Source organism: Inquilinus sp. CAU 1745 (genome assembly GCF_039839375.1).
Taxonomy (GTDB): Bacteria; Pseudomonadota; Alphaproteobacteria; order DSM-16000; family Inquilinaceae; genus JBDOQU01.
This window is the reverse complement of record NZ_JBDOQU010000017.1, coordinates 34670-46932: the sequence shown is the minus strand read 5'-3', so window position 1 is coordinate 46932 and position 12263 is coordinate 34670. Positions and strand designations below refer to the sequence as shown.

14 protein-coding genes and 1 riboswitch are annotated in these 12263 nt (G+C 67.0%); of the genes, 11 read left to right on the top strand and 3 right to left on the bottom strand.

Annotated features, from left to right (window positions below; genetic code table 11):
* Window positions 1–207 precede the first annotated feature (207 nt).
* Entirely contained in the window at window positions 208–399 is a 192-nt protein-coding gene (locus AAFN89_RS17455; protein ID WP_347540495.1) for a hypothetical protein, read from the top strand.
* A gap of 6 nt (window positions 400–405) precedes the next feature.
* On the opposite strand, the gene AAFN89_RS17450 is transcribed toward AAFN89_RS17455, so the two are convergent.
* On the bottom strand, window positions 406–921 hold the full coding sequence (locus AAFN89_RS17450; RefSeq protein WP_347540494.1) for a GNAT family N-acetyltransferase: 516 nt from the start codon (window positions 919–921) through the stop codon (window positions 406–408).
* A gap of 194 nt (window positions 922–1115) precedes the next feature.
* Here AAFN89_RS17450 and wrbA point away from each other — a divergent pair, with 194 nt between their 5' ends.
* The 3 genes from wrbA (at window position 1116) to AAFN89_RS17435 (ending at window position 3462) form a co-directional block, all read left to right on the top strand.
* Window positions 1116–1715, top strand: coding sequence for an NAD(P)H:quinone oxidoreductase (wrbA, locus tag AAFN89_RS17445; protein WP_347540493.1), 600 nt, complete (start codon window positions 1116–1118; stop codon window positions 1713–1715).
* Window positions 1716–1778: 63 nt separating this feature from the next.
* Window positions 1779–2744 (top strand): glutathione S-transferase family protein, encoded by a 966-nt coding sequence (locus AAFN89_RS17440; RefSeq protein WP_347540492.1) that lies wholly within the window; start codon window positions 1779–1781, stop codon window positions 2742–2744.
* Between the two features lie 10 nt (window positions 2745–2754).
* The gene (locus AAFN89_RS17435; RefSeq protein ID WP_347540491.1) at window positions 2755–3462 is read left to right on the top strand and encodes a pirin family protein; all 708 of its coding nucleotides are present in this window, start codon (window positions 2755–2757) and stop codon (window positions 3460–3462) included.
* A gap of 81 nt (window positions 3463–3543) precedes the next feature.
* On the opposite strand, the gene AAFN89_RS17430 is transcribed toward AAFN89_RS17435, so the two are convergent.
* On the bottom strand, window positions 3544–4155 hold the full coding sequence (locus tag AAFN89_RS17430) for an AAA family ATPase (RefSeq protein ID WP_347540490.1): 612 nt from the start codon (window positions 4153–4155) through the stop codon (window positions 3544–3546).
* Between the two features lie 66 nt (window positions 4156–4221).
* Window positions 4222–4439, top strand: a riboswitch (cobalamin riboswitch).
* A 92-nt stretch (window positions 4440–4531) separates the two neighbouring features.
* On the opposite strand from AAFN89_RS17430, the gene AAFN89_RS17425 reads away from it, so the two are divergent.
* From AAFN89_RS17425 to aguB, 6 genes are all read left to right on the top strand, one after another.
* Window positions 4532–6538, top strand: a complete 2007-nt coding sequence (locus AAFN89_RS17425; RefSeq protein ID WP_347540489.1) for a TonB-dependent receptor — start codon at window positions 4532–4534, stop codon at window positions 6536–6538.
* Window positions 6539–6542: 4 nt separating this feature from the next.
* Complete coding sequence (gene cobU, locus AAFN89_RS17420; RefSeq protein WP_347540488.1) at window positions 6543–7085, top strand: bifunctional adenosylcobinamide kinase/adenosylcobinamide-phosphate guanylyltransferase; 543 nt, start codon at window positions 6543–6545, stop codon at window positions 7083–7085.
* Window positions 7082–7936, top strand: coding sequence for an ABC transporter substrate-binding protein (locus tag AAFN89_RS17415; RefSeq protein WP_347540487.1), 855 nt, complete (start codon window positions 7082–7084; stop codon window positions 7934–7936). Before cobU ends, AAFN89_RS17415 begins: the two co-directional genes overlap by 4 nt.
* Window positions 7933–8970: an iron ABC transporter permease gene (locus tag AAFN89_RS17410; RefSeq protein ID WP_347540486.1), complete on the top strand. Its 1038-nt coding sequence runs from the start codon at window positions 7933–7935 to the stop codon at window positions 8968–8970. The genes AAFN89_RS17415 and AAFN89_RS17410 overlap by 4 nt, the downstream gene beginning before the upstream one ends.
* The gene (locus tag AAFN89_RS17405; RefSeq protein ID WP_347540485.1) at window positions 8970–9755 is read left to right on the top strand and encodes an ABC transporter ATP-binding protein; all 786 of its coding nucleotides are present in this window, start codon (window positions 8970–8972) and stop codon (window positions 9753–9755) included. The genes AAFN89_RS17410 and AAFN89_RS17405 overlap by 1 nt, the downstream gene beginning before the upstream one ends.
* 72 nt (window positions 9756–9827) lie before the next feature.
* A complete protein-coding gene (gene aguB, locus AAFN89_RS17400) occupies window positions 9828–10703 on the top strand; it encodes an N-carbamoylputrescine amidase (protein ID WP_347540484.1) in 876 nt (291 codons plus the stop codon).
* 3 nt (window positions 10704–10706) lie between these two features.
* Here the strand turns inward: aguB and AAFN89_RS17395 are convergent, their stop codons facing one another.
* Complete coding sequence (locus AAFN89_RS17395; protein WP_347540483.1) at window positions 10707–11741, bottom strand: histone deacetylase family protein; 1035 nt, start codon at window positions 11739–11741, stop codon at window positions 10707–10709.
* A gap of 205 nt (window positions 11742–11946) precedes the next feature.
* On the opposite strand from AAFN89_RS17395, the gene AAFN89_RS17390 reads away from it, so the two are divergent.
* A complete protein-coding gene (locus AAFN89_RS17390; RefSeq protein WP_347540482.1) occupies window positions 11947–12234 on the top strand; it encodes a type II toxin-antitoxin system ParD family antitoxin in 288 nt (95 codons plus the stop codon).
* Window positions 12235–12263: the final 29 nt, after the last annotated feature.

The following is a 12263-nucleotide window of genomic DNA, read 5'->3' as shown; positions in this document are numbered from 1 at the left end:
CTCTGGATTGGGAGAAACGCGCCCGTTCTAGGCGACGGGCCTGAACCACGCAAGCATCCGGGCGGCCGGTTGTATGCGGCCCGACTTTCCTTTAGGTTGAGCCTCTCATCGTCGCTTCGCAAAAAACCAGCAGCCTCGCGGTCTGCCGCCGCCGGCATCGCCGTGCGCCTTCGCGACGACCTATCGTCAACAGCAGAAGGAATCCGGATGTCCTGGAAGGCCTATCCGCTTCACTGGAAGGGACGCGCCGTCGGTCAAGCGGTCAGTGTCCTGGATAAGTTCGTCTTCTATTCCCCCGAACGTTCGCTCAGCGCCATCGACGGCGCACGGTTCGACAGCCTCAACGACGCGCGGATCGAGATCGACCGCCTGATGGAAGGCAGAGGCGCGCTGCCGTAGGCCTCTTCAGCACAACCGCAGGCGCATCGCCACGCGCGGCCATTCATCCAGACCCCGTTCTTCCTCATTCCGCCGGATCGCGGCCAGTTCAGGCCCCATCTGATCGGCCGGAATCTCGCGAAAGCCGAGCGACCGGTAGAACGGGCCATTCATCGCCACGGTCCGGAAGGTCGTTAGCGTGACGGAGGGGAAGCCTTGCCCCCTCGCCCATTCGATCGCGGCCGCCATAAGGCTGCGACCGACGCCCTGCCGGGCATGATCCTGGGCCACGGAGACTTCCTTCACATGCGCCTCGCCATCGATCCGGATCATGGCCAGGAAGCCGACCAGAAGGGCCGCCGGCTTTTCGGCGACCCATAGGATGCCCGTCTCCAGCACATCGCGGTGGAAGCTGACCGGCGAGGGCGGTTCGTCGGCGATCCTGTCCATCCCCAGCTTCCGGAACGCCCGAGCGGCGCTGCGTTCGATGCCGGGAAGCCGGGGAAGGTCTGATTCGACGGCGCGCCGCACTTGAAATCCCATAATGGCCCCGCCTCTCTGCGTGAAATTCGACCGCCGCCAGAACCGGCGCGCGTCTGAATGGTTCTCTAGAGGAAACGATGTTGTTCCGGTGGGCCGGGTTACGCCATCCCGCCGCCGGAATACATATCCGATGGACTTCTTCCGCCGGAAAGCATCCGGGCGGCTTCCAACCACCGATGAAGGGAATGACGGGAATGGCCAAGATCCTCGTGCTCTACTACAGCAGCTACGGTCATATCGAGACGATGGCGAACGCCGCGGCCGAAGGCGCGCGGGAGGCCGGCGCGGAGGTGACGATCAAGCGGGTGCCGGAACTGGTGCCCGAGGAGGTCGCCCGGAAATCCCATTTCAAGCTTGACCAGGAAGCGCCGATCGCCACGGTGGACGAACTTCCGGACTATGACGCCATCATCTTCGGCGTGCCGACCCGGTTCGGCAACATGGCCGCGCAGATGAAGAACTTCCTGGACCAGACCGGCGGGCTGTGGGCGCAGGGCAAGCTGGTCGGCAAGGTCGGCAGCGTCTTCACCTCCACCGCCACCCAGCATGGCGGCCAGGAAAGCACCATTCTGTCGACCCATATCGTGCTGCTGCACCAGGGCATGGTGATCGTCGGCCTGCCTTACAGCTTCGCGGGCCAGATGCGGCTGGACGAGATCACCGGCGGGTCGCCCTACGGCGCCTCCACCATCGCGGCCAGCGACGGATCGCGCCAGCCGAGCGAGAACGAGTTGGACGGCGCGCGCTTCCAGGGCCGGCATGTGGCGGGGATCGCGGCGAAGCTGGCTTCGTAAGACGTCGAAACGGAGGGGCGGACAGTCTCCTCCCCTCCCGCGAGAACGGAAAGGAACGGACCGATGGGCCTCCTGATCGACGGCGTCTGGCGCGACCAATGGTACGACACCAAATCGACCGGCGGCCGATTCAAGCGCCAGGACAGCGCCTTCCGGAACTGGGTGACGGCCGACGGCGAGGCGGGGCCGACCGGCGAAGGCGGCTTCAAGGCGGAGCCCGACCGCTACCACCTCTATGTCAGCCTCGCCTGCCCGTGGGCGCATCGGACGCTGATCTTCCGCAAGCTGAAGAAGCTGGACGGGCTGATCGGCGTTTCGGTCGTCGATCCGCTGATGCTGGAGCATGGCTGGACCTTCGGGGAGGGCGCGGACGAACTTCTGGGCAAGCGCTACCTGCATGAGGTCTATACGACGGCGCGACCGGACTATACCGGCCGCGTCACCGTCCCCGTGCTGTGGGACAAGCGGCAAAACGCCATCGTCAGCAATGAATCGGCCGACATCATCAGGATGCTGAACCGCGCGTTCGACGCCTGGGGCGATTCCGACCTGGATTTCTATCCCGAGGCGCTGAGGGAGGAGATCGACGAGGTCAACGCCTTCGTCTACGACCGGGTGAACAACGGCGTCTACAAGGCGGGATTCGCCACGGAGCAGGGCCCTTACGAGGAAGCCTTCGATGCCCTGTTCGGCGCGCTGGACGAGTTGGAGGCCCGCCTCTCCCGCCAGCGCTACCTGGCCGGCGACAGGCTGACCGAGGCGGACTGGCGGCTGTTCACCACGCTGGTCAGGTTCGACCCGGTCTATTTCGGCCATTTCAAGTGCAACCGGCAGCGCCTTGCCGACTACCCGAACCTGTGGGGCTTCACCCGTGAGCTTTACCAGGTTCCGGGCGTGGCGGGGACGGTGAACCTGACGCACATCAAGCGGCACTATTACGGAAGCCACAAGACCATCAACCCGACCGGCATCGTGCCCAAGGGTCCGGCGATCGACTATGCCGGCCCCCATGGCCGCGACCGGCTTTAGGACCAGGACGATGATCGAAATCATCCCCTTCGCGAGCCTCGGCCACGCCGACCATGGCTGGCTGGACGCGCGGCATCATTTCTCCTTCGCGAACTATCACGATCCGGACCGCATGGGCGTCGGCCCGCTGCGCGTCTGGAACGACGACAGGATCGCGCCGAATTCCGGCTTCCCGATGCATCCGCACCGGGATATGGAGATCATCACCTATGTCCGGTCGGGCGCGATCACCCATGAGGACCAGTTGGGCAATCATGGCCGCACGGAAGCCGGGGACGTCCAGGTGATGAGCGCCGGGACCGGCATCGCCCATTCCGAATTCAATCATGAATCGGAAGACACGACGCTGTTCCAGATCTGGATCATGCCCAACGCCGCCCGCGTCGCGCCGCGCTGGGAACAGCGGCGGTTCCCGAAGGACCGCGACGCCGGTGGGCTGACGCCGCTCGCCTCCGGCCGCGAAGCCGATCTGGCCGAAGGGGCGCTGATGATCCACCAGGACGCCACGGTCTTCGGCGGCACGCTCGCCAAAGGCGCGGCGATAGAGCAGGCACTTGGGGCCGGCCGGCTGGGCTATCTGGTCGTCGCGCGGGGTTCGGTGACGGTGAACGGGACGAAGCTGGAAACACGCGACGGCGCGCGGATCGCCGACACCAACCGGTTGACCATCGCCGCCGACGAGGAAGCGGAGATTCTGCTGGCCGATCTGCCGCGATAGGGCGATTCTCATTGTCGTTCCGGCATCCGTCGGCACCGTATGGATGCTGGATCAAGTCCAGCATGACATTGTTTTTGTTGGTCATTCCGGACTTGATCCGGAATCCATGGGCCGGCGACGCCGCGCCGACGGCGAAGAGCCGGGCGCAACCCCGCACAGCCGGCTGATGACATCGAGACGTTCCGACGCGTCCGTCGCGGCGATGCGGTGAAGGCGGCCGGCTGGCGCGAACCGGTCCAGCAGCCCCTCGATCACCGATTGGGCGTGAAGCTGGTGCCAGGGGTTGGCGTAGCGGACGCCGTCCCCGACCAGCGGGATCGCGCCCCAGGGCAGCAGGAAGACATGGTCCAGCCGGGCGATCGCGGTCCGCGCGGCGTCGAGCAGCCGCTCGAACCCGCCAGAATCATCCACAGCATAGCCGTTGGCGAGCCAGAAGGCAGCGAAGTCGAGCGCCGAACCGTCGGAGACGAAGCCGCCCGGCCGCGACGCTTCGGCCGCCCAGCCCGCCGCCTGGCGTTCCAGCAACCCACGATGGTCGGCGCGGCTCATGGCGTGGAGGTCCAGCCCTTCTGTCAAGCGGCGGCGCATCGCATCGGCGATCAGTGGCAGCTTCAGCCGCGCGGCGGCCGCCTCGGCCAGCGTCGTCTTTCCCGTGCCGGCGCTGCCGACGATAGCAATTCTGGGTTCCGTCATGTCCGGCAGGCTATCGCCCCGCCGGATTGCGGCCAATCTTCTTGCGTCCGGGAACGGCGGATGCTTAGAGTTCCGCCCAGTGATGGTTCCCCCTAACCGGGGATCAAAAGGGAACACGGGACTTGGCCGAACTTCCTCTTCGGGAAGCCGGCCGAAACCGAGGCTGCCCCCGCAACTGTAAGCGGCGAGCGCCGGTCCGGAATACGCCACTGGGAAACCGGGAAGGCAGGACCGAACGCGATGACCCGCAAGCCAGGAGACCTGCCATCACGGGCGCGTCCCGCGCCCACCGGCCGGGGTGTGTCGGTGGAACGGTCTTTCCGTCATGCGGCGACGACAACCAGCAAGGGCTGTCGGCGTGTGGGGGAGAGGCAAGATGACGGGACCATTTCATCCAACCGGAATCACCGCTTTTCGCGAGCAGACGGCCCGTTTCGCCATGACGCTCACGGAGACCAAGACGGTGCCACCGAAAACAAGACCCCTTCTGCTCGCCACCCTATGCCTGCTGCCTTTCGGCGCACAGGCCCAGGAGGACGAGACCAACGTCGAGACGCTGCCCGAGATGACGGTGACGGCGACCCGGATCGAACAGCCGGTGGAGCGCGTCCCCGCCTCCGTCACGGTTATCGACCGGGAGGAGATCGAACGGAACAACTACCAGACGCTGGCCGATGCGCTGATGACCGTTCCCGGCATCTCGCTCACCCCCACCGGCGGCATCGGCGGGCTGAACAATCTGCAGATCCGCGGCGCGCCGTCCAACAACACGCGCGTCCTGATCGACGGCATACCGGTCAATGATTCCAGCGCCGGCGACAAGTTCGATTTCGGCGTCGACCTGCTGGGCGACGTGGAGCGGATCGAGGTGGTGCGCGGGCCGGGCGCGGCGCTCTACGGCAACAATTCGGCCGGCGGCGTCATCAACATCATCACCCGCGACGGGCTGGGAGAAGATCCGGCGGTCTACGGATCGATCGCGGCGGGGACGCAGAACACGCTTCGGGGGATCGCCGGGTCCGAAGGCCAGGTCGGCGCGTTCAACTACAACCTCTCGCTCCAGGGCTTCCGCACCGACGGTTTCAACATCACGCCTGACCGCCGGGAGCCGAATTTCGGGGAGGAGGATGGGTTCGACAACTACACCTTCACCGGCGCGGCCGGTTACGATGTCAGCGACCGGGTGCGGGTGGACGGGTTGCTGCGCGTGCGCCGGGCGGAAAGCGACATCGACAATGGCGGGTCGGATGATCCCGACCAGGTCAACAAGGCGGACCAGATCGTCTGGCGCGCCGGCGGCGAACTGTTGTCTTTCGACGGAAGATTGACCTCCCGCCTGGATGTGGGGCAGTCCCGGCACGACCGGCAGGACATCGATCATCCCGACGCCGGCGACCCGTTTGACACGAATGACACCTTCAACTCCCGACGGACCTACGCGAGCTTCCAGAACACGCTGGAAGCCGGCGATTTCGGCGCGGCGGAGGATGTGCGGTTCGTTGCCGGCGTGGACCTGGCGCGCGAATCGATCGACGTGTCGAATTTCGGCGATGTCGAGGAAGAGGAGGACGAGGTCGGGTATTTCGTCCAGGGCCAGGCGACCTTCTTGGACAGCCTCGATCTCACCCTCTCCGGCCGGCTATCGGACCGGGAGAACTTCTCCGCCCAGGCGACCTGGCGCGCCGCGGCGGTCTGGACGGTGGGGCCGTGGGACACGCGGCTGAAGGGGGCAATCGGCACGGCCTATCTCGCCCCGTCGCTGATCGACCGGTTCGGCCCGTTCGGCAATCCGGACCTGCAGGAGGAAACCTCCCGGTCGTGGGAGATCGGGTTCGAGCAGGATGTCGCGCTGGCCGGCCGGCCCGAAGGGCTAAGCTTCGGCGTCACCTATTTCCAGACCCGGATCGACGACCTGATCTCCTTCAACCCCGAAACCTTTGTATCGGAGAACATCAACGAGGCGGAGATCGAGGGGATCGAGAGCTTCGTCGGCGTCCAGCCGGCTGACTGGATCGCGGCCCGGCTGAGCTGGACCTGGACCAATTCCCGCGACGTGATGAACGACCGCCCGCTGGGCCGGTCGCCCAAGCACAAGATCGCGGCCTCTGCGACGGTGACGCCGCTGGAAGACTGGACGATTTCGCCTGAGATCGTCTACGCGTCCGAAGCGATCGAATATCTCTACCCCGACGGGTCGGGCTTCGGCGATCTGGGCTATGGCGAGGGTTACACGCTGGTCAATCTCGCCACGACCTATGATATCGACGAGACCTACACGCTGTTCGGGCGGATCGAGAACCTGCTGGACCGCGACTACGAAACCCCCAACGGTTATGCCGCACCGGGCTTCACGGCGCTGGTCGGCATCCGGGCGCGGTACTGACCCGATGGCCGGCGACGACATAGCCTTCATCCTGGGCGGCGCCCGATCGGGCAAGAGCCGCCGGGCGGAGGCCCTCGTCGCCGGCCGCTGCGCGAGCCCGCTCCTGATCGCCACCGCCGAGCCCCTGGACGAGGAGATGGGCGACCGGATCGCCCGCCACCGGGCCGACCGCGACCCGCGCTGGCGGACTGTGGAAGCGCCGCTGGAGGTCGCCGGGGCGATCGACGCGGCCGATGCCGACGGCATACTGATCGATTGCCTGACGCTGTGGGTCACCAACCTGATGCTGGCCGGCCGCGATGTGGAGACGGCGCTGGAGGGCCTGATCCTGGCGCTGGGCCGGGCGCGGGCGCCGGTCGTCCTGGTCGCCAACGAGGTCGGGCTGGGCATCGTGCCGGAGAACGCGCTGGCGCGGCGGTTCCGGGACGAGGCCGGCCGGGTCAACCAGCGGATTGCGGCCGCGAGCGGACTGGTCCTGTTCATGGCGGCCGGGCTTTCCCTGCCGATGAAGCGGCCGGCCTCGGGGCCATGGAGCGAAGTCCGATGATCGGCCGCGCGATCCTGGCGCTCTGCCTTCTCTCCCCGGCAGCTTACGCCGACGGGCCGGAGCGCGTGGTGTCGGTCAATCTCTGCGCCGATCAGCTTCTGGTGATCCTGGGCGATCCGCAGCAGGTCGTTTCCGTCTCCTTCCTCGCCCGCGATCGGGAATTGTCCTATGTGGCGGACCGGGTGGAGGGCGTGCCGATCAATCATGGCGGTGCGGAGGAAGTGCTGGAGATGGAGCCCGACCTGGTGCTGGCCGGGACGTACGGCGCGCGCGGGGCCGTCAGGCTTCTGGAGGCCTACGGGACGCCGGTCCTGAAGCTGGGGCTGACGGAGAATTTCGCCGACATCCGCACCCAGGTGACGGCAGTGGCCGAGGCTCTGGGGAAGCCCGCGAGCGGCGCGGCCGAGAACGCGGCGATGAGAGCCGACCTGGCGGCGGCGGAGGCGACCCTGCCGCCGCCGGAAGAGCGCCCCCGGGCAGTGATCTTTCAGGCCGACGGCTTCACCGCCGGGGCCGGCACGCTCACTGACGCCGTGTTGTCGGCGGCCGGATTCCGCAATGTGGCGGCGGAGATCGGGATGGTCGGCTATGGCTACATGCCGCTGGAAACGCTGCTCTATCAAGCGCCGGATTTGGTCATCGCCGAGCGCGACAGCGCCGCCGGCGACGTGGACGCCCCGTCCCTGGCGACGGCGCTTCTGGATCATCCGGCCCTTCGGGAATTCATGAAGGACATGCCGGTGGTGGAAATTCCTTCCGGCTCAATGGCCTGCGGCGGCCCCTATACGGTGCGGGCGGTCCTCGCGCTGGTCGAGGCGCGCCGGGCCCTTGAGGCGGCGGGCGCGTCATGATCGACGCGACCATGAGCCCACACGCCGCCTTCGTCCGCGAAGACACACGCTACCGGCGGCTGCTGGCGATCTTCGGCCTGCTGACGATCCTGCTGTTCGCGGCCTCCATAGTCGTGGGGCCGGCCCCGATCTCCATCCGCACCGCCATCGGCGACCTCTTCGCCGACGGGTCGTCCACCGCCGCAATCATCCTGATGGAACTGCGGTTGCCCCGCGCGCTGCTGGGCGTTCTGGTCGGGGGGACGCTGGGGCTGGCGGGCGCGGCCCTCCAGGGGCTGCTGCGGAACCCGCTGGCGGAACCCGGCGTGATCGGCGTTTCCGGCAGCGCCAGCCTGGGCGCGGTCGTGATGTTCTATACCGGCCTCGCCGCCGCCGCGCCGCTGGCCCTGCCGCTGGGAGGGATCGCGGGTGCGCTGATCGCCGTCCTGCTGCTTTACGCCATCGCCGGCCGGGACGGTGGCGTGCTGACGCTGGTCCTGGCCGGGGTGGCGCTGAACAGCTTCGCGGCAGCGCTGACCTCGCTTGCCCTCAGCCTGTCGCCCAATCCGTTCGCGGTGGCGGAGATCGTGTTCTGGCTGCTGGGGTCGCTGGCCGACCGCAGCATGACCCATGTCGCGCTGGCCGCGCCCTTCATGCTGGCGGGATGGGCGCTGCTGTTCAGCACGATTCGCGCGCTGGACGCGCTGGCGCTGGGCGAGGATACGGCCCGCAGTCTGGGCTTCAACATGGCGCTGGTGCGGGCGGCGATCGTCGTCGGATCGGCTCTCGCCGTCGGCGCGGCGGTCGCCGTCAGCGGGGCGATCGGCTTCGTCGGGCTTGTCGTGCCGCACCTGCTGCGCCCGCTGGTCGGCGCGCAGCCCGGACGCCTGCTGGCGCTGAGCGCGCTGGGCGGGGCGGTGATGACGCTGGCGGCCGATATCGGCGTGCGGCTGCTGGGCACGGGACAGGAGCTGAAGCTGGGCGTTGTCACCGCGCTTCTGGGCGCGCCCTTCTTCCTCGCGCTGGTCGTGAGGACGCGGCGGGGGCTGCTCTGATGCCGCTGGACTGCCGCAACCTGTCCGTCCGCCTTGGCGGCCGACCCGTGCTCCACGATGTGGACCTCGCCATCGGAAGGGGGGAGGTGGTCGGGCTGATCGGCCCGAACGGAGCCGGAAAATCGACGCTGCTGCGGGCGATTGCCGGCCTTCAGCCCTGCGACGGGGAGATCCGGTACGATGGCGGGCCGCTCCACCGGCTGAGCCGCCGCCGACGCGCCGCGCTGGTCGCCTATCTGGCGCAGGCGGAATCGCTGCACTGGCCGCTGACGGTCGCGCGGACGGCGGCGCTGGGCCGGATGCCTCATCTGGGACCGTGGCAGGCGATGGGACCAGAGGACCATGGCGCGGTCGTCCGCGCGCTGGAGGCCTGCGACCTGATCGATCTGGCCGACCGCGCCGTCAACTCGCTCTCAGGCGGGGAGCGCGCGCGGGCGCTGCTGGCCCGGGTGCTGGCGACCGAACCGGCGCTGCTGCTGGCCGACGAGCCGGTGGCGGGCCTCGACCCCTACCATCAGATCCAGGTTATGGAACTGCTGCGCCGGCGCGCGGCTGGGGGGATGAGCACGGTCGTCGTCCTGCACGATTTGCTGCTGGCCGCGCGCTTCTGCGATCGGCTGACGCTGATCCATGAAGGGCGCGCGGTCGCCTCCGGCGCTCCGCCGGAAGTGCTGACGCCGGAGATATTGCGCGGTGTCTATCATGTCGACTGCCGGCGCTGGGAGGGTGACGGCCTGTCGGTCTGGGTGCCCTGGAACAGGGCGGATACCGGCGAGGCCGCGTGATCCTTGGCGCGGTTGACGATACCCCGCATGCTGTGGTGAAGGAGTGTCGCCAACCCCATCGAAAGCGAACCCATGAGCACCGTCACCGTCGCCGCCACCCAGATGGCCTGCAGTTGGGATCGCGAAGCCAATGTCGACAAGGCCGAAGCGCTGGTGCGCGAGGCCGCGGCGAAGGGCGCGCAGATCATCCTGATCCAGGAGCTGTTCGAGACGCCCTATTTCTGCAAGGACCAGAAGCAGGAGCTGTTCAAGCTGGCCGCGCCGGTCCAGGACCATTGGATCATCGACCGGATGAAGAAGCTGGCGGCCGAACTGAAGGTCGTGCTGCCGGTCAGCTTCTTCGAGCGCGCCAACAACGCCTACTACAACTCCGTCGCCATGATCGACGCCGACGGGCTGATGCTGGGCGTCTACCGCAAGACGCATATCCCCGACGGGCCCGGCTATCAGGAGAAGTACTACTTCAATCCTGGGGACACTGGTTTCCGTGTCTTCGAGACGCAATACGCCAGGGTCGGCTGCGCCATCTGCTGGGACCAGTGGTTCCCGGAGAGCGCGCGGGCCATGGCGTTGCAGGGGGCGGAGATCCTGATGTACCCGACGGCGATCGGGTCGGAGCCGCAGGACCCGTCGCTCAACAGCCGGGACCACTGGACGCGCGTCATGCAGGGCCATGCCGGCGCGAACCTGATGCCGCTGGTCGCCTCCAACCGTATCGGGACGGAACAGGGCGATGCTTGCGCGATCACCTTCTACGGCTCCTCCTTCATCGCCGGGCCCAAGGGCGAACTGGTCGCCCAGGCGAGCGAGGATAGGGAGGCGGTGCTGACCGCCAGCTTCGACCTGGACGAGATCAGGGCGACCCGCGCCTCCTGGGGCGTCTTCAGGGACCGGCGGCCGGAAGCCTACGCGCCGCTGCTGACGTCCGACGGCCGCTCGGTCTTCTGAGGATCAGGGCATCCCGGTTTCGAAGCCGGACAGGAGATTGGCAACGTTGACGCCCAGCGCGCCGACGTCGTAGCCGCCTTCCATCACGATCACCGTGGGCACGCCCATCCGGCCGAGCGTTTCGCCGATGCCTGTGAAATCCTCGCTCTTCAGCTTGAACTGGGAGATCGGATCGGATTCGAACGTGTCCGCGCCGAAGGAGAGGATGAGGGCGTCCGGCCCATAGGCCTCGATGGCCCCGACCGCCTTGGCAAGGGCGGCATCATAGGCTTCCCGCTTCGTCCCGAAGGGCAGAGGAAGGTTCATGTTGAAGCCTTCCCCTTCGCCCTCGCCCACCTCGTCGGCATAGCCCAGGAAGTAGGGGTATTCCACCTTCGGATCGGCGTGGATGGAGACGAACAGCACGTCCTTCCGCCGATAGAAGATCTCCTGCGTGCCGTTGCCGTGGTGATAGTCGATATCCAGGATGGCGACCTTCCCCGCCCCCTGATCCAGGAGATATTGCGCGGCGATGGCGGCGTTGTTGAAGAAGCAATAGCCGTTATAGACATCGGTCGAGGCATGATGTCCCGGCGGCCGACAGAGGGAAAAGACCGCGCGCTCCCCCTCCTTCACCAACCTTGCCCCGGTCAGCGCCACGTTGGCGGAAGCCGTGATCGCCTTCCAGGTTCCGGCGGTGATCGGGGTGCCGGCGTCGCCCGCATAGAAGCCGACCTTGCCGTCGATATGGTCCGGCAGGGCCTGGCGCAGGCCGCGCACCACCCAGTTGATCGGGAAGGCGTCGACATCCCCGTGCAGGGCGGACCATTCGTCCCATGCCGTGCGCAGGAAATCCACGAAGGCCGGCGAATGGACGCGACCGACGGGATCGGCCCCGAAATCCTCCGGCGACAGCACCTCGCCCAGCCCGACCTCCCTTATCCGGGCCAGAATGGTGTCCGCCCGCGACGGCTTCTCCACCACCGGCATCATGACGCCATGGTTCAGTTCCGTCTTGCCGTGCTGGAGGCGATGATCGTCGCTGTAGATCGTGCGCATTCTCTATCCCGTGGTCTGCCTTGCGGGCGAAACAGTAGCGCAATGGCGGAGCGGGAGCGATATGGACGCTTCCATTGTCAGCGGTGGAATTTTTCCGCCTTTACATACGAAACGCAGCTTCTGGCGTGGTGAGGCTCCCGAATGGATGACCGAGAGCCTTGCGCCGATAACGAAGATTGCTACATCCTGTTATTAGGAGGTGGTCATGAATGTATCTTTAACGCCTGAGATCGAGCGTAAGATCGACGAGCGGGTCGCAACCGGTCTCTACACTTCGAACAGCGAGCTCATCCGCGAGGCTCTGCGCTTGTTCTTCAGTTACGACGACGTGCGTCAGCGCGAACTGACCCGATTGAATGGGGCCATTGCCGAAGGGCTCGCCCAGCTCGACCGCGGCGAGGGCATCCCCGGTGACGAGGCTCGGCGGCGCAGCCACGCCCGACTGGCCGCCAGGAGGGCATCGGCCAAGACATCGCGGGGCGAGTCTGAGTGAGCGCCGGCCGATCGAGATCGTCCGCGTCC